This window comes from Curtobacterium sp. SGAir0471, from assembly GCF_005490985.1.
GTDB lineage: Bacteria > Actinomycetota > Actinomycetes > Actinomycetales > Microbacteriaceae > Curtobacterium.
Map to the genome: position 1 here is coordinate 2037659 of NZ_CP027869.1, position 14164 is coordinate 2051822.

Annotated in this window: 14 protein-coding genes; 7 read left to right on the forward strand and 7 right to left on the reverse strand. The window is 72.1% G+C overall.

The genetic code is table 11. From position 1 onward, the window contains the following. Window positions 1–11 precede the first annotated feature (11 nt). A complete protein-coding gene (locus C1N91_RS09420; protein WP_137767511.1) occupies window positions 12–1169 on the forward strand; it encodes a TDT family transporter in 1158 nt (385 codons plus the stop codon). A 482-nt stretch (window positions 1170–1651) separates the two neighbouring features. On the opposite strand, the gene C1N91_RS09430 is transcribed toward C1N91_RS09420, so the two are convergent. Beyond that, entirely contained in the window at window positions 1652–2515 is an 864-nt protein-coding gene (locus tag C1N91_RS09430; protein ID WP_137767512.1) for a 3-hydroxyacyl-CoA dehydrogenase family protein, read from the reverse strand. 77 nt (window positions 2516–2592) lie between these two features. On the opposite strand from C1N91_RS09430, the gene C1N91_RS09435 reads away from it, so the two are divergent. From C1N91_RS09435 to C1N91_RS09445, 3 genes are read left to right on the forward strand one after another with little or no spacing between them, the layout of a single operon-like run. Continuing rightward, on the forward strand, window positions 2593–3345 hold the full coding sequence (locus tag C1N91_RS09435) for an acetoacetate decarboxylase (RefSeq protein WP_137767513.1): 753 nt from the start codon (window positions 2593–2595) through the stop codon (window positions 3343–3345). 9 nt (window positions 3346–3354) lie between these two features. Beyond that, window positions 3355–3966, forward strand: a complete 612-nt coding sequence (locus C1N91_RS09440; protein ID WP_137767514.1) for a TetR/AcrR family transcriptional regulator — start codon at window positions 3355–3357, stop codon at window positions 3964–3966. 30 nt (window positions 3967–3996) lie between these two features. Next, on the forward strand, window positions 3997–5661 hold the full coding sequence (locus tag C1N91_RS09445) for an ABC-F family ATP-binding cassette domain-containing protein (protein ID WP_137767515.1): 1665 nt from the start codon (window positions 3997–3999) through the stop codon (window positions 5659–5661). Window positions 5662–5722: 61 nt separating this feature from the next. Here the strand turns inward: C1N91_RS09445 and C1N91_RS09450 are convergent, their stop codons facing one another. Beyond that, a complete protein-coding gene (locus tag C1N91_RS09450; protein WP_137767516.1) occupies window positions 5723–6439 on the reverse strand; it encodes a DUF6584 family protein in 717 nt (238 codons plus the stop codon). An 88-nt stretch (window positions 6440–6527) separates the two neighbouring features. Here C1N91_RS09450 and C1N91_RS09455 point away from each other — a divergent pair, with 88 nt between their 5' ends. After that, window positions 6528–7268, forward strand: coding sequence for a hypothetical protein (locus tag C1N91_RS09455; RefSeq protein WP_137767517.1), 741 nt, complete (start codon window positions 6528–6530; stop codon window positions 7266–7268). 51 nt (window positions 7269–7319) lie between these two features. Here the strand turns inward: C1N91_RS09455 and C1N91_RS09460 are convergent, their stop codons facing one another. From C1N91_RS09460 to C1N91_RS09470, 3 genes are all read right to left on the reverse strand, one after another. Beyond that, a complete protein-coding gene (locus C1N91_RS09460) occupies window positions 7320–7505 on the reverse strand; it encodes a hypothetical protein (RefSeq protein ID WP_137767518.1) in 186 nt (61 codons plus the stop codon). Window positions 7506–7758: 253 nt separating this feature from the next. Beyond that, window positions 7759–8337, reverse strand: coding sequence for a hypothetical protein (locus C1N91_RS09465; RefSeq protein WP_137767519.1), 579 nt, complete (start codon window positions 8335–8337; stop codon window positions 7759–7761). 58 nt (window positions 8338–8395) lie between these two features. Then, window positions 8396–9712, reverse strand: coding sequence for a cytochrome P450 (locus C1N91_RS09470; RefSeq protein ID WP_254678210.1), 1317 nt, complete (start codon window positions 9710–9712; stop codon window positions 8396–8398). 72 nt (window positions 9713–9784) lie between these two features. Between C1N91_RS09470 and C1N91_RS09475 the strand changes: the two genes are divergently transcribed. Further along, on the forward strand, window positions 9785–10699 hold the full coding sequence (locus tag C1N91_RS09475; protein ID WP_137767521.1) for a L,D-transpeptidase: 915 nt from the start codon (window positions 9785–9787) through the stop codon (window positions 10697–10699). 6 nt (window positions 10700–10705) lie between these two features. Here the strand turns inward: C1N91_RS09475 and C1N91_RS09480 are convergent, their stop codons facing one another. Continuing rightward, on the reverse strand, window positions 10706–11224 hold the full coding sequence (locus tag C1N91_RS09480; RefSeq protein WP_137767522.1) for a gluconokinase: 519 nt from the start codon (window positions 11222–11224) through the stop codon (window positions 10706–10708). After that, the gene (locus tag C1N91_RS09485) at window positions 11224–12795 is read right to left on the reverse strand and encodes a GntP family permease (protein ID WP_254678211.1); all 1572 of its coding nucleotides are present in this window, start codon (window positions 12793–12795) and stop codon (window positions 11224–11226) included. The genes C1N91_RS09480 and C1N91_RS09485 overlap by 1 nt, the downstream gene beginning before the upstream one ends. A gap of 255 nt (window positions 12796–13050) precedes the next feature. Between C1N91_RS09485 and C1N91_RS09490 the strand changes: the two genes are divergently transcribed. Continuing rightward, window positions 13051–13782, forward strand: a complete 732-nt coding sequence (locus tag C1N91_RS09490) for a FadR/GntR family transcriptional regulator (RefSeq protein ID WP_175415980.1) — start codon at window positions 13051–13053, stop codon at window positions 13780–13782. Window positions 13783–14164 lie beyond the last annotated feature (382 nt).

Genomic DNA, 14164 nt, shown 5'->3' on the forward strand with positions numbered 1-14164 from the left:
ACGCTTGGTGCATGTCCGCTCATCTCGCCCACGCACCCGCGACGTCTGAGCACGGTGTGCGCGACCGGCGGCTTTTCCGAGAGCTGGAGCGGCCCGGCCTGATCGTGTCGAACCTGACCCCGAACTGGTTCGCGTCGATCATGGGCACCGGGATCGTCGCCGTCGCGGCTGCATCGCTGCCGCTGCAGCTCCCGGGGCTCCGCACCGCGGCGACGATGGTGTGGTCGATCGCCGCGGTCCTGCTCATCGCTCTCACCATCGCGACGGTCCTGCACTGGGTCCGCTACCGGAGCACCGCAGCGAAGCACCACCTGCACCCGGTCATCTCCCACTTCTACGGCGCACCGCCGATGGCGTTCCTCACCGTCGGCGCCGGCACCATCCTCCTCGGCAAGGACTGGATCGGCCTCCCCGCCGCCGTCACCATCGACTGGGTCCTCTGGACCATCGGCACCCTCGGCGGGCTCCTCACAGCGGTCCTCGTCCCGTACCTGGCGTTCACCCGCCACGAGAACAAGCCCGACGCCGCGTTCGGCGGCTGGCTGATGCCCATCGTCCCGCCCATGGTGTCCGCCTCCACCGGGGCACTCCTCCTGCCCTACGCCCCCGCCGGGCAGGCACGCGAGACCCTCCTGTGGTCCTGCTACGGCTTCTTCGGCCTCAGCCTCGTCACGTCCCTGGTCGTGATCACGCTGATCTGGAACCGACTCGCGCAGCACAAGGTCGGTGCGGCCGGCATGGTTCCGACCCTGTGGATCGTCCTCGGCCCGGTCGGGCAGTCCATCACCGCGGTGAACCTCCTCGCCTCGAACGCGCCGACCGTGGTCGATGCATCGACCGCCCACGCGCTGCTGGTCGTGGCGTTGGTGTACGGGTTCGCGATGCTCGGCTTCGCGCTGCTGTGGACCGCCATCGCCCTCGCCATCACCGTCCGGACCGCCCGAGCACACCTGCCCTTCAGCCTGACCTGGTGGTCGTTCACGTTCCCCGTCGGCACCTGCGTCACCGGGCTGAACGGCCTCGCCCTCCACTCCGGACTCACCGTCGTCGCCGTCCTCGCCGTCGTCTACTACGTCGGCCTCGTCGCCGCGTGGATCACCGTCGCCGTCCGCACGTTCCACGGCTCCGTCATCCGCGGCACACTCCTCGCGCCGCCGCAGACGGCGTGAGCACCCCGACGAGCTCGCGGACGAGGTCGCGGATCTTCGATCGCTGAACGCTCTCGCGGCGACGTGGCGCAGCGCACACGGCGGTCTGCAGCGAGGATACCCCGGGGCCGACCGCGGCCGCGTTCCGCGCAGCCCGCATCGAGTCCGGGCTCGTACGCAACGCGTCCCTCCGCTGGAACCTCATCCCCTGGCAGCTCCCCGGCCGTGGACGACCTGCCGACGTCGACGAAGGACGACATGCGCTCGGCGAGGCTTCGGCTTCCGTCGCCGGCCAGGCCAGCGTGACCGGTACCCGGTCGGCCGACGGACAGCGCAGTGGGCGCTGGTCGTGGGTCCGGCACCCGCGAGCCGCGTGGCCACGATGAGCGCCGACACGGCTCGGTCCTGCCAGCAGCGGGTGGACGGACACCGCGACCGACGGCCGGACGGGAGGCGCGGGGCGGCCCGGCACCGTGCCTCCCGTCCGGCGGGTGGTGACGACGTCAGTCGTCGTAGCGGTAGAAACCGCGTCCGGTCTTCACGCCGAGGTGGCCGGCGTCCACGTACTCGCGCAGCAGCCGACGCGGCCCCTCGGGCAGGTGCGGGTCCTCGGCCGCGTAATGCTCCTCGATGTCGAGGACGACGTCGAGGCCGACCTGGTCCATCATCCGGAAGGGCCCTGCCGGTGCGCCGCTGTTCACCTGCCACATGGCGTCGACGTCCTCGGGGGTCGAGACGCCGTCGGCGACGACGGCGAGGGCCTCGCGCTTGATGGCCGCCCAGATGCGGTTGAAGATGAACCCGGTCGACTCGCGGCGGGCGAGGAACGGGTGCACGCCGTAGCGGGGTAGGACGTCGAGCAGCAGGTCGATGACGGCGGGGTCGGTCCGGCCGTCGCTCATCAGGTCGACGGCGTTCTGCTGCGGCGGCATGTAGAAGTGCACGTTGAGGACGCGCTCCGGGTGCTCGACCTCGTCGATCACCAGGCGGCTGGCGTACGAGGACGAGTTCGTCGCGAGGATCGTGTCCGCCGCGACGATCGCGTCGAGCCGGCCGAACAGCGGCGTCTTCAGCTCGAGCCGCTCGGGGATCGCCTCGACGACGAGCCAGGCGCCGGCCACGGCGGCCTCGAGGTCGGTCTCTCCGCGGACCGTTCCCGCGCTGGCGCCGTCCCGCGCGGCCACCACTCCGGGCAGGGTCTCCTCGACGTAGGCGACCGCAGCGGCCCGGACGTCGTCGGACAGGTCGTGGATGCGGACCTCGGCCCCACCGCTGGCGAACATCAGGGCGATCCGGCGGCCGAGGGTCCCACCGCCGATCACGGTGACGGGGCGGTCGGCGGTGTCGCGGGGCGGCTGGTAGGGCACGGGGTTCCTGCTCTCGGTTGAATTGGGTACAGTTCGTATTCGATACAGATCGTATCTGAGTCGAGAAGGAGATGCGCATGCACGCCGACGACGTCCTCCAGCACCTGACCACTCCGCTCGCGGCGCCGGTGTACCCGCTCCGGCCGACCCGCTTCACGGACCGCGAGTACTTCAACGTCGTGTACCGCACCGACCCCGACGCACTGCGCGCCGTGGTCCCGGAGCCGCTCGAGGTGACCGAGCCGCTCGTCCGGTTCGAGGTCATGAAGATGGGCGAGGTCGACGGGTACGGCCCCTACGTCGAGTCGGGGCAGGCGATCCAGGTCGAGCACGAGGGCGAACGCGGCGAGTACCTGCACGCGATGTACCTCGACAACTCCGCCGCGACGCTCGCCGGCCGGGAGCTCAGCGCCTACCCGAAGGTGCTCGGCACCCCGGCACTCCGGGTCGACCAGGGCGCACTGGTCGGCACCCTCGACCGTGGGACGGAGCGCGTGGCCACCGCGACCATGGCGTACGAGTGGGAGCCGCTCGACCACGACGCCGCCCTGGCGGAGATCACCGTGCCGACCTTCATGGTGAAGCTCGTCCCGGACCTGCGGACCCAGCGCCACCTGGTGGCCGACCTCGTCCGCACCGAGATCACCGACGTGACCGTGAAGTCGGCGTGGACCGGGCCCGCCCGGCTCCAGCTGTTCGCGCACGCGCTCGCGCCGATGGCGGACCTGCCGGTGCTCGAGGTCGTCCGGGCGTCGCACATCGTGACGGACCTGACGCTCGCCCCGGTCCGCACCGTGCACGACTACCTGGCCGACCGACCCTCGGCCTAGCCTGGTGCCGTGACCGAACCAGCCGCACCGCGCACCGTCCGACGGCGGAGCAGCACCCGGGCGACGCTCATCGCGGCCGCCGACGCGATCTTCCGGGAGACCGGGTCGACCTCGGTGAGCGTCGAGGCCGTCGTCGCCCGCGCCGGCTACACCCGCGGAGCGTTCTACTCGAACTTCCGCACGGTGGACGAGCTGTTCTTCGCGGTGTACGAGCAGCAGGCAGAGGCCGTCTTCGCCGTCCTCGAACACGAGCTCGGGGCGGCGCTGGACGGGCACCCGACGGTCGACGGGGTCGTGCAGGGCGTCGTGCACGGCCTGCCCCCCGAGGACCGCTGGTACGCGATCCGATCGGTGCTCACCACGAGGGCGCGACACGATCCCGAGGTGAACGCCCTGCTCCGTGCGCACACCGACCGGTTCCACGCGACGCTCCAGCCGCTCCTCGTCGCCGCGCTCGAACGGGCAGGTCGGGTGCCCACCGTCGACCCGGCGCTCTACACGCGGGCGGTGGTCGCGGCGCACGTCGGCGCGGTCAGTCAGAGCGTGCTGTTCGACGGGACGGACGAGGTGCGGGTCGCGGCGGTCGAGGGGTGCATCCTCGGACTCACGCGGCCGGCCTGAGCGCCGTCCCGACCGTGGGACGATTGCCGGATGACCGCCACGCTCGTCGCAAAGGACCTCGCCGGCGGCTACGCCGCCCGCACGCTCTTCGAGGGCCTCGACCTCACCGTCGCCCCGGGCGACGTCATCGGCCTGGTCGGCGTGAACGGTGCGGGCAAGTCCACGCTCCTCCGCTTGCTCGCCGGTGTCGACGAACCCCTCGCCGGCACGGTCTCGACGAACCCGCCGGACGCCTTCGTCGGCTGGCTCCCCCAGGAGCACGAGCGGGTCGCCGGCGAGACCGTCGCGGCGTACGTCGCCCGGCGCACGGGCTGCGCCGACGCCACCGCCGACATGGACCGCGCCGCCGAAGCCCTCGGCGACCCGGACGCCGGTGACGCCGCGGCCGACCGCTACTCGGCCGCGCTCGAGCGCTGGCTCGCGTCCGGCGCCGCCGACCTCGACGAGCGCCTGCCCGTCGTGCTCGCCGAGCTCGGACTCGACACCACCACGGACGGCACCGGCGTCGGTCCCGACTCGCTCATGACGGCGCTGTCCGGGGGCCAGGCTGCCCGGGTGGGTCTCGCCGCGCTGCTGCTGTCCCGCTTCGACGTCGTCCTGCTCGACGAGCCGACGAACGACCTCGACCTGGACGGCCTCGACCGGCTCGAGCAGTTCGTCACGGGACTGCGCGGCGGTGCGGTGCTCGTCAGCCACGACCGCGAGTTCCTCGCCCGCTCGGTGACGGCCGTCCTCGAGCTCGACCTGGCGCAGTCGTCGCACCGGCTGTTCGGCGGCGGGTACGAGTCGTACCTCGAGGAACGCGAGATCGCCCGGCAGCACAAGCGCGACGCGTACGACGAGTACGCCGCGACGAAGGCCGACCTGGTGTCCCGCGCACGGACCCAGCGCGAGTGGTCGAGCCAGGGCGTGCGGAACGCCATGAAGAAGAACCCGGACAACGACAAGATCCGTCGGCGGGCCGCCAGCGAGTCGAGCGAGAAGCAGGCGCAGAAGGTCCGGCAGATGGAGTCGCGCATCGCCCGGCTCGACGAGGTCGAGGAGCCCCGCAAGGAGTGGCAGCTCGCCTTCACCATCGGCAGCGCACCGCGCTCGTCGGCGGTCGTCGCCACGCTGTCCGACGCCGTCTTTGAGCAGGGCGACTTCACGCTTGGCCCGGTCTCGCTGCAGGTCTCCGGCGGTGACCGTATCGGCATCACCGGCCCGAACGGTGCCGGCAAGTCGACCCTGCTCCGTGCCCTGCTCGGCCGCACCGAGCCGACGAGCGGATCGGCGTCGCTCGGCTCCAGCGTCGCGATCGGCGAGGTGGACCAGGCGCGCGCGGCGTTCACCGGTGAGCAACCCCTGGCCGCGGCCTTCGAGGAGCTCGTCCCCGAGATGACCACTGCGGACGTCCGCACCCTGCTCGCGAAGTTCGGGTTGAAGGCGGACCACGTCGGTCGGCCCTCCTCGGCGCTCTCGCCCGGTGAGCGCACCCGTGCCGGCCTCGCGCTGCTGCAGGCCCGAGGGGTGAACGTGCTCGTCCTCGACGAACCGACGAACCACCTGGACCTGCCCGCGATCGAGCAGCTCGAGCAGGCCCTGGAGTCCTACGACGGCACCCTGCTGCTCGTCACCCACGACCGGCGGATGCTCGACACCGTCCGGCTGGACCGCCGCTGGCGGGTCGAGGCGGGTCGCGTCACCGAGGTGTGACCCTCGGGACGGAAGGCCCGTGGCGCGCCCGCCACGGGCCTCCCGTCCGTCCCCGGTGCGGTCAGTGCTCCCAGGCGAAACGGATCACGCCGTCGTGCTCGGTCGCGAGCGCGAGGAGTCGGAGCACGCCGACGAACAGCGCGAGACACGCCGCGCCCCAGCCGACGGCAGCCCACGGACGGTGTCCGGAGCCCCGCCGGAAGGCCAGCATCCCGCTGAAGAGCCCGCAGAACGTCAGGGACAGCATCGCGGCCCACCGGGCGAAGCCGGTCATCTGCGCGCCGAGGATGCTGCCGCCCCAGACGATCGCCAGTGTCACGAGCCACGAGCACACGGCGATGATGAGGGCGCCCTCGATCGCGTCGCCGAGACGGTCCTCGGGCCGCTCCGCACCGCGCCACCGCGTGTACGCCTTCTGCTGGAAGACCTCCCGGTAGCGGTCGATCTCCGGTACCAGCGCGACGACCTCCGTCGGCAGGGCCGATCCCTCGGGCAGCACCAGGAACGTCGTCAGTTCGGACTCGTCGACCCCGGAGGCCGCGAACAGTCGGGCGGCCCGGTCCTGCTCCTCGGGCGTCGCGAGGCCGGGCACAGCGAGACCCCAGCGACCGGCCTGGTCGGGTGCGCCGAGTTCGCGGTACCGCTCGACCAGCGCGAGCCGCACGTCGAGCGCTGCCGGCGCCGCCCGGACGCGGGTGCGCAACGACGCGAGCGCTTCAGCGCGTTCGCCACTCGCCCATCGTTCAGCGGCGCGATCGATGACTTCGTGATCCTGCACCCGCTCATCCTGGAGCATCAGCGCGCTCGATGTCGTCCACGTCGCCCGCCCTCATCATCTCCGGTCACCGCTCTGCAAAGATGACGCAATGCGATCGATCGGCCATGACGGGAGGGTGGTCCTGCAACGGCCCGAGGACTACGACGACGATCTCGCCGTCTCGGTGCAGGCCACGCAGCTCGACGTTCCGCGATCGCTGGCCACGCGGATCGTCGCAGAGTGGTGCGACTTCTTCGGCGCCGGTCCGAGCCAGATCCGCGAGTTGGAGTTCACGAGCAGGACCCCCAAACGGCTCTTCGCGTCACTCGAGGGGCAGACACAACTCGAGACCCTCATCACCAAGTGGGGTGACTACGACGACCTCCGCCCGTTGATCGGCATGCGATCGCTCGAGACGCTGGAGCTCCACGACGCACCAGCTCTGATCGACTTGGCTCCCCTTGCCGACGTGCCCTCGCTCCGGAGGCTCGTGCTGACCGGCACCTTCCGCGCGCGGGACTACAGCGCCATCGGCGCCTGCAAACGCCTTGAGTACCTCGCCGTCTTCCCGGGTACCGAGCGTGGACGGTCGACCACCCCGAGCCTGGACTTCCTCGCGGAACTTCCACTGCTGCGCGAAGTGCACTTCGGTGTCGAACCCGTCGACCGCGACTGGTCACCGATCCTCCGCCTGCAGCACGTCGATCGCATCAACATCGCGACAGCCTCGGACATGCGCCCGACGTTGCTGGATCTCGAATGGGCGGTCCCTGGTGTTGCCATGGTGATCACCGAGCAACACGACTGGGACGAGAGCCACCACTGGGTCGAGGGCGGTCCCGACGACTGAGCGCTGAACGAAGAGCTGGGCGCCGAGGATGGCGCCATCCCAGTCACCGCGTCATGCGTAGTGGAGGGTGTGCGCCGCCTCCTCGGAGATCTGCGCCAGACCGAGCAGCTCGTGTCCCTGGGGCGAACGCATGAAGGGGACGGTCAACGTCCGGACGAACGGGATGATCACGTCGTCCGTCATCGCGGAGAGTTGTCGCTCGAGTTGCGGATTCTCGTCCAGCAGCATGTCCTCCATGTCGTCACGATCCACCCAGACGTCGAGACGCGTGTACACATCTCGTTCCCGACCCCCGTCGGGGTCGTCGAGGTGGAGGCCGATGTTGATGAAGCTGCGTCCGCCGTACCGGGACCGCTGAAGCTCGAGCTCGACCCAGAGTCCCTCCTGGTCGATGAATCACCGCCGGTTCCTCGCCTTCCGGAACCCCGCTGCTCGGAGGCGATCCCGCAGGACCACTTCAGCTGTGATCATCGCGTCATCTCCGCAGCCCTCAGTACTCGAGCGCCGGCCACGTCGACAGTCGCGAGAAGCGAGGGCGTGGCGGTGCGGGCTCGTCGTCGTCCATCACTCGGACCTCCGTGAGCACCGTGACCTCGCTCGTGCCGTACCAGCGGTGCGCGACACCGTCCCGCTCGTCGATGACCGCCGTCATCCGGTCCGCGGGGTCGTGCTCGTGCTCGCACGTCACGAGCAGCCAGTGGCCGCGGAGCCGCTGCACCAGGACCGGAGCGAAGCTCGCGGGCGAGCCCCACATCGGCAGGAGCTCCGGGGTGAGCATCCGGACCGCCGGAGCAACCGTGCCGCTGCGGGCGAAGCTGACCTCCACCGGTCCATCGACCGAGTGGAGGACGCCGTCCGCGTACCGGTCTCGGTGACGGTCGCCCTGCCGATCGAACGTCCAGCTCTCGTCGCGCTCGTCCACGACGAGCTGGAACTGCCGCGGCTGCGACGAGCCGCTCCGGGCCGCGGTCACCCCGCGAGCGAATCGTCGAGCAGGTCGCCGCAGCGCTGCGACTTCTCCCCGGAGGATCGGGACGTCGGTCGCGGCCAGGACGGTGTCGAAACGCACGTCCTCATGGTGCACGAACGGGCACCGTCTCCGCGCTGACCGGGCCTCGGCGAGTCGGTCAGTGCGCCGCCCGGTGGAAGGGGCAGCCGCCGGCCCGTGCGGTGCCCGCGTCGCGGCGCGTCACCCGACCACCCGAGGCGGGCTTCGTCGGCATCCGGCGTCGGTCGACGCCGAGCCCCTCGTCATGCACCTCGATCCGCGGGTCGCTGAGCACGGCGACGGCGGTGGCGAGGGCCGCGACCGCGACCTTCTCCCCCGGGCACCGGTGCCCGGTGGCGACGTCCGCTCCACCGTGCGGCACGAAGGTCGCCACGGCCTCGACGTCGTCCCAGCTCGTGACGTCGAGCCACCTTGCTGGGTCGAACCGGTCGGCGTCGGGCCAGGAGCGCTCGTCGGTGTCCGTGCCGAGGATGTCGAGCACCACCCGGCCGCCCTTGCGGAGGTGCTCGCCGTCGAGCTCGACGTCCTTGGTCGCCCATGCCGGGAGCACGGGGACGAAGGGGGCGGTGCGGCGGATCTCCTGCGCGAACGCGACAGCGACGGGCCCGTCGACGAGGGAGCCGCGGGACCGGGTCTCCTCGGCGATCCGGACGCGCCACTCGGGCCGGTCGTGGAGCTCCTTCGCCGCGAAGGCCACGAACCGGGCGACGGCGATCGCGGGACGGATCGAGTTCTGCAGTTCGATGCCCGCGGTCCGCGGTGGGAGCAGGGCGCCCTCCTGGTCACGGTGCCAAGCCCACTCATGCAGTGCCGTGCCCTCGGCGGGGTGCAGCCGTCCGCCGCGGACCGCCTCGACGAGCCGGGCGGCGTGTCGGTCCGACCAGTACCGGTTCAGCACGGCGAGGAGGTACTCCTGCGAGTACGGCACGCCGAACCCGTCGACGACCTGCGCGAGCTTCGCAGCCCACCGGGTCTTCGCAGCCGGGGTGCCAGGGAGTCCGGCCCAGCGCATGACCGCCCGCCCGATCGCGCCGACCGCGGCGTCGTACGCCGACCGCCGACCGCCGTCGAGCCACGCGTCGAGCTCGAGGGCCCACTCCTCGGCGAGGAACGGCGTGAGGCGGCGGACCTGCTCGTCCTCGTACGCGACGTCGACGAAGGTGGCCTTGCGGTGCCGGTGCTCCGCGCCGTCGAGGGAGTGCACCGACCCGACGCCGAACAGGGTCCGCTGCACGAGCGCGGGCATGGCTCCGTGCCGCCGGGTGCGAGAGCCGTCGTAGAAGAGGTCGACACCCTCCCTGCCCCGCACGAGCAGCGCCGGCCGACCGAGCAGCCGGAACGGTACCGCGCGGGCGCCGGGAGCAGCCCGCCGCCAGAGACGGGCGCCGAAGCCGTAGCCGCGGGTGAGGAGTCCGAGGGAGTCGTCGATCGCCATGTCGCCATGCTGCCAGCGCATCCCGAGGTGCCCTCACGGCCGGGATCTGGTGGACTGTGCGCAGGAGGGGACATGCGACGCAGGACCTGGGGCATCACGATCGGTGCGGTGGCGGCAGCGGTGCTGGCCGCGGTGGGGATCGGCGCGGCCGTGCAGCAGCCGGAGCCCGTGGCCACGACCGTCGCGCAAGCCCCGGCACCGACGCGGACGGCCACCCCGACGCCGACACCGACACTGCCGGCGATCCCGGCAGCGGCGTCCGAGGCCGAGCTCGCCGCACTCCCCCTGGCCTATCACGACGCCGTCGTCCCCGAGCTGCTCGACGGCAGCCGGGTGCGCCCGGACAACCGGTGGGAGATCGCCACCCCGAAGCAACGCCTCGTCGCGCTCTACGCGGATCCGTCGCCGGACGCCCGTCCGGTGGCGACCCTCGCCTCGACGGTCTCCACGATCGAGACCCCCGCCGCGACCGCGGTCTGGGGTCGGTCGGACGGCAAGGACGGCGGGATGGTGCTCGTCTCCACCCCCGCCCGCAACCGCACACCCGGCGACGGTGGCGACCCGACCGCCCCGAGCGCCACCTTCGCCTGGGCCCGCGCCGCGGACTTCACGATCGCGGCGACCGACCGGATGATCCAGGTCGACGTGGCGGCGTCGACGGTGTCCGTCGTGCACCAGGACGGGTCCGTGTCGGCGTCCGAACCCGCTCGGCTCGGGACCCCGGACGACCCGACCCCCACCGCGACCGCGACGTACGTCGAGGCAGCCTACGTCGACAGCCGGGTGACGTACACGCAGGGCAACCCGATCATCCTGACCGGCGCACACTCGTCGCGCATCCCGCAGTACGGCGGGAACGCGGCGCTCACCGCGCTGCACTACTACCCGGACCCGAACGGCAGCTCGCACGGGTGCGTCCGGATCTCCGCCGCGATGACGAAGACCCTGGCCGAGCTGCCGGTCGGGACCGCGATCTGGTTCAGCTGACGGACGTCAGCGGCCGGCTCCGAGCCCCAGCCGCGCCACGACGTCGGCGCTCTCCTCGTCCGGCGAACGCTCGGACGAGACCGTGAGGTGCGCCTCGTCCGGCTGGGGCGGCTCGAGCGTCGCCAGCTGCGAGGCGAGCAGCGACGTCGGCATGAAGTGCCCCGCCCGGGCTGCCATCCGCTGTTCGACGAGCGCGGGATCACCGGCGACGTGCACGAACACCACCCCGGGAGCCCGCAGGACGTCGCGGTAGGAGCGCTTCAGGGCCGAGCACGTGACGACGCCCGGGGTCCCGTCGGCCAGGTGCGACCGGATCCACTCCGCGATGGTCCCGAGCCACGGCCAGCGGTCCTCGTCGGTGAGCGGGGTGCCGGCCTCCATCTTCGCGACGTTGGCGGCCGGGTGCATGTCGTCGCCCTCGGCGAACTCCCACCCCAGGCGCTCGGCCACGGTCGCCGCGAGCGTCGACTTGCCGGAACCCGAGACACCCATGACGACGAGGACGCGCGGAGCGGTACCCGCCATCAGAAGAACACCCCCGCGATGAGGACGCCGACGAGACCGAGCACCGAGATGAGGCACTCGAGCACCGTCCACGTCTTGAACGTCTGCCCGACCGTGGTGCCGAGGTAGCCCTTCACGAGCCAGAAGCCCGCGTCGTTCACGTGCGACAGGAACACCGACCCGGCACCGATCGCGAGCACGAGGAGCGACGTCTCGGGCGTGGACAGGTCGGCGGCGATCGGGGCCATGATGCCCGCAGCCGTGACCGTCGCGACCGTCGCCGACCCCGTGGCGACGCGCACCAGGGCGGACACCACCCAGGCCACGAGCAGCACCGAGATGCCGGACTCCTGCACCGCGTCGGCGATCACGCCGCCGATGCCGGTGTCGATGAGCACCTGCTTGAACCCGCCACCGGCACCGACGATGAGCAGCACGCCGGCGACCGGGGGCAGGGCGTCCTCGAGGGACTTCGCGACGGCGCTGCGGTCCATCCCGCCGCCGATCGCGAAGAAGACCATCGCGAAGACGGTCGCGATGCCGATCGCGATCATCGGGGTGCCGAGGAAGTCGAGCAGCGACACCCAGCCGCCCGCGGCGTCGGGTGCGACCGCCTCGCGGACCGCCTGGGCGAGCATGAGCACGACCGGCAGCAGGATGCCGACGAGCGCGACGGCGAACGACGGGCTGCGCGGTTCGCTGATCACGCGGGTGAAGTCGCTCTTGCCGTTCGGCAGGGACGCGGTGTCCTGCGTGGCGGGGCCGCGGCGTGCCTCCCGGCCGGCGTGCGCAGGGTCCGACGGGCCGGAGCCGCCGGACGGACCGGAGCCGGATCCGGAGCCGCGCGAGCCGAACATGTCGGGTGCCGGGATGTCGACCCAGCGGGCGGCGAAGCGCGCGAAGACGGGGCCGGCGAGGATGATCACCGGGATCGCCAGGACGATGCCGAACGCGAGCGTCGTGCCGAGGTTCGCACCGACCGTGGAGACCGCGACGAGCGGGCCCGGGTGCGGCGGGACGAAGGCGTGCATGGTGGAGAGGCCGACCAGTGCGGGGACCGCGATCTTCATGATCGGGACGCCGCTGCGCTTCGCGACGAGCACGATGATCGGGATGAGGAGCACCAGGCCGACCTCGAAGAACATCGGCAGGCCGATCAGCGCCCCGATGAGCGCCATCGTCCACGGCAGCGCGGCCTTCGACGAGCGACGGACCAGGGTGTCGACCACGCGGTCCGCGGCGCCGGAGTCGACGAGCATCCGTCCGAACATCGAGCCGAGGCCGACGAGGATGCCGACGCTCGTCATCGTCGCGCCGAACCCGTTGCCGAAGCTCGTCACCGTCTTGTCCGGGGCGAGCCCGGCGCCGATGCCGACACCGAGCGCGCCGATGGTCAGCGCGACGAACGGGTGCACCTTCAGCCACGTGATGAGCACGATGATGACCACGATGCCGAGCAGTGCGGCGACGATCAGCTGCCCGATCGGGCCGGACGGGTCGACCGTCTGCGTGCCGCCGCCCTCGGCGGCCAGGACCGTGAGCCCGTGCAACGCGTCGGCCGGCGCGGTTCCTCCGGTGGGTGCGTGAGGCATCTGTGCCCCTTCCTGGAGCCGCTGCCTCGCGGCTCCGTCGCCTTCGTGTGCGTCTGCTGGTGGTGACGCGCGGGCGGCCGTTCGGGGCGGCCACCCGAGCGGCTCCGTGGCCGCCCAATAATCTGACAAATCAGACTGTACTACGATCTGCCGCGCGGCACCCACCCTGCGGCGCAGTCTGCCGCTTCGATGGGGACCGCGTCACAGGGACCGCTCCCCGGCGCACCCGTCCCGCACAGCACGACCGGAGGAACGATGACCACGGCCCGCGGACTCCACGCCCACGTGCTCGAGACCCTCGGGCAGCGCATCGTCGACGGGGTCCTGCCCGCGGGCACGGTCGTCCGACCGGAGCTCGTCGCGAGCGAGTTCGGCGTGTCCCGGTCCGTCGTGCGCGAGGCCCTGCGCGTCCTGCAGTCCCTCGGGCTGGTCGAGCCCCGGCAGCGCGTCGGCACCCAGGTGCTCCCCCTGACGTCGTGGGAGCTCCTCGCGCCGACCGTCATCCGGTGGCGCGGCGCCTCACCCGCCTACTTCGTGCAGCAGCGGGAGCTCCTCGAACTCCGGCTCGGCGTGGAACCCGTGGCGGCGGCGCTCGTCGCGGGCGCGCATCCGTCGGGTGCAGGTCCGGCGGGCGCGGGTCCGGCGGGCGACGCGGTCCTGCTCGCCGCGCGGGACATGCTCGACGCCTGCGCCCGCGAGGACAGCCGCGCCTACCTCGAGGCCGACGTCCGCTTCCACCGCGCGCTCCTGACCGGGTCGGGCAACGCCGTGTTCACCCACTTCGCGGGGACCGTCGAGGCACTCCTGCGGACCCGGACCTCGGAGTCGCGCGACACCATCTCCCGCTGGACCCGCGACGCCGCGGTCCGGCACGAGGCGGTCGCACTGGCGGTCGTCGCCGGGGACGCCGCCGCAGCCGGCGAGGCGGCCACGGCGCTGCTGCGCGTCACGCGCGACGAGTTCATCGCCGAGGCGCCGGGCGCCTGACGCGCGCGCCGGTGCGCTGGTGCAGGCACGCGCGCCCAGTGGAACCGGGCACACCTGGCGGAACCGGGCACACCTTGCGGAACCGGGCGTACTTGACGTTCCCGAAGCACCAGGTACGCCCGGAATGACCAGCCATCGCACGCGTGATGGGAAGGAACGGGCGGACGGGAGGCTCGTGGCCGACCCGCCACGCGCCTCCCGTCCGGCGCCGACCCACCTCCACCGCCGCCCCGCCTCGACCACCGAGCTCGCCCCGCGCGAGACTCCGCCCGGACGCGACGCCCCGTGAGACGCCGCCCGAGCGGCGAGACGCCGCGATCCAGACGGCGTCTCGTGCACGCCGGAGGAGTCTCGGAGCGACGCCGGCGTCTCGCGGGAACCC

Coding starts and splice junctions, on each gene's coding strand:
- C1N91_RS09470 (WP_254678210.1), bottom strand. CDS start 9,712: ATGGCGATCGACGACTCCCTCGGACTCCTCACCCGCGGCTACGGCTTC.
- C1N91_RS09485 (WP_254678211.1), bottom strand. CDS start 12,795: ATGCCTCACGCACCCACCGGAGGAACCGCGCCGGCCGACGCGTTGCAC.
- C1N91_RS09420 (WP_137767511.1), top strand. CDS start 12: ATGTCCGCTCATCTCGCCCACGCACCCGCGACGTCTGAGCACGGTGTG.
- C1N91_RS09490 (WP_175415980.1), top strand. CDS start 13,051: ATGACCACGGCCCGCGGACTCCACGCCCACGTGCTCGAGACCCTCGGG.
- C1N91_RS09480 (WP_137767522.1), bottom strand. CDS start 11,224: ATGGCGGGTACCGCTCCGCGCGTCCTCGTCGTCATGGGTGTCTCGGGT.
- C1N91_RS09475 (WP_137767521.1), top strand. CDS start 9,785: ATGCGACGCAGGACCTGGGGCATCACGATCGGTGCGGTGGCGGCAGCG.
- C1N91_RS09455 (WP_137767517.1), top strand. CDS start 6,528: ATGCGATCGATCGGCCATGACGGGAGGGTGGTCCTGCAACGGCCCGAG.
- C1N91_RS09435 (WP_137767513.1), top strand. CDS start 2,593: ATGCACGCCGACGACGTCCTCCAGCACCTGACCACTCCGCTCGCGGCG.
- C1N91_RS09445 (WP_137767515.1), top strand. CDS start 3,997: ATGACCGCCACGCTCGTCGCAAAGGACCTCGCCGGCGGCTACGCCGCC.
- C1N91_RS09460 (WP_137767518.1), bottom strand. CDS start 7,505: ATGGAGGACATGCTGCTGGACGAGAATCCGCAACTCGAGCGACAACTC.